The organism is Acidiphilium sp. 20-67-58, from assembly GCF_002255515.1.
In the GTDB taxonomy this organism is placed as follows: domain Bacteria; phylum Pseudomonadota; class Alphaproteobacteria; order Acetobacterales; family Acetobacteraceae; genus Acidiphilium.
Genome location: NZ_NCAS01000117.1, coordinates 1 through 1,616 on the forward strand (window position 1 = coordinate 1; position 1,616 = coordinate 1,616).

Sequence of the window (1,616 nt, forward strand, 5' to 3'; positions counted from 1 at the left end):
AAAGAGGTATCCGATCAGCAGGAATGGCCCGATGGCGACGAGAAGGCCCGTCAGTGTTGTCGAGATGAGATACACCGCGAACACGAGGGCAAGGGCGATAAAAAAGACGACAAGAACCAGCTCGATTTCAATGCCAAGCACGTATGGTTCGAGCACGCAGGTCGCGCAGTTTGCCTTTTTGTAGATAATTTGTCCCGCAACCCAAAAATTATTGAAGGTCTGATCGAGGCTTTGTGGGATGTTGCTCGTATTGCCAGATGAAAAGGTGCTGGCGACAAAGCTCGGCAGCGACTTCATGAAAAGCGTCTGGACGTAGGAATCATAAAGCGACGTTGAAGCAATAATGCCCACCACGATCGCCATCGTTGATACCTTTGAGATGCCGTAACGTATATCCAGGCTGCCGGTCATCATGAGGTATCCGAGGATGATGACCCAGATGACCAGGGCAGCGGAAAGAGGCGGTAATGCCGCCGACAACGCGGAGCCAACATCGCTATTCAGTGATTGCAGGAACCCGGTGCTGTACTGGTTATACATAAACTCAAAGATATTGATGGTCGTGTTGGGGACGCTCATTATTTTGAGGTCTTTCCAGCGAGATAAGGCTTGCAAGCTGGAACGGCGTTGTTGCCCGCCGCCAAACAACTGGCCCTGATGCTGGCGTCGAGTTGAGAGTTCGTCTCACGACCACTATTCGGCAGAGGGACGAGTCTGTTTTGCACCGCTGGCGGTGCAATGACGTACACGTAGTAGGCCCCTCCACCTGCGATCACGCCGGCACCAATCAGGGCGTAGATGATGAGTTTCATTGTCCCTGACATGCCGAAGGCGACCTGCTGAATCGTCGTGGCGCTGTTCAGCTGGCTCTGAATCTGCGGAAGTTCTTGCTCGCGGGCTTCCAGCGATTGCAGGTTTTGCGTGGCGATCGCCTCGAAATTCGCGGTCTCATTCGCGCCCTGTTGGATCTGCTTTGAACCGAAATCCGAGCCGGCCGGGATATAGACCTTGTTCATGTTGTAATATTGTTGCGCGAGCGAGCCGACATTGCCGCTCAGCGAGGAGGGCGGACTGATCCCGTCGAGCATGTTTGGCAAGATGCTGGTGTTGGGCACCGTGTCCTGCATGGCATCCCGTCGAGCATGTTTGGCAAGATGCTGGTGTTGGGCACCGTGTCCTGCATGGCCGATTGATCGAGCTGTTGCGCCCATTGGTTCGGATTAACGTTCTGCGAGAGCGCGTTATATGTCGATTTCAGCTCATTATATTGACTGACGAGTTCAGAATATTGCTTCTTGGCTTCATTTAGCTGGTTGACGATTTGTGCCAATGAGGCGCTATCGATCACCGGGACTTGCGCCAAGGCGGGTGAAGCAAAGCCGAGGATGGCGATCGCGCTGGCGATTCCGAGCCGGCGAGAGGGCTTGAGCATTTGGTCCTCCTATTCAACTTCCTCGTGGAACCGCGCCATGAACGCCGGCAGCCAGGCCGCCGGATCGTCGCCGTGGGTGGCGCGTAGCTGTTCGACAAACCCAACCGAGGATTTGCGGCTCGACAGGATCGCGACGAACTCAGGCAGAGCGGACAGGTCGAAATCGATGATCGCGGAGCCGCCA

3 protein-coding genes are annotated in these 1,616 nt (G+C 55.1%); all 3 read right to left on the minus strand.

Annotated features, from left to right (window positions below; all coding sequences use genetic code 11):
* A partial coding sequence (locus tag B7Z76_RS16285) for a type IV secretion system protein (protein ID WP_291345311.1) occupies positions 1–579 on the minus strand: 579 nt, incomplete at its 3' end.
* Positions 579–1,127 carry a type IV secretion system protein gene (locus tag B7Z76_RS16290; RefSeq protein ID WP_291345312.1) on the minus strand — a complete coding sequence of 183 codons (549 nt, stop codon included), beginning with the start codon at positions 1,125–1,127 and terminating at the stop codon, positions 579–581. The genes B7Z76_RS16290 and B7Z76_RS16285, both read right to left, overlap by 1 nt.
* Entirely contained in the window at positions 1,055–1,432 is a 378-nt protein-coding gene (locus B7Z76_RS16295; protein ID WP_291345314.1) for a type IV secretion system protein, read from the minus strand. Before B7Z76_RS16295 ends, B7Z76_RS16290 begins: the two co-directional genes overlap by 73 nt.
* Positions 1,433–1,616: the final 184 nt, after the last annotated feature.

What these genes read in the sequence shown, in the direction of transcription:
- B7Z76_RS16290 (WP_291345312.1), bottom strand. Translation starts at nt 1,127, where the DNA reads ATGCAGGACACGGTGCCCAACACCAGCATCTTGCCAAACATGCTCGAC.
- B7Z76_RS16295 (WP_291345314.1), bottom strand. Translation starts at nt 1,432, where the DNA reads ATGCTCAAGCCCTCTCGCCGGCTCGGAATCGCCAGCGCGATCGCCATC.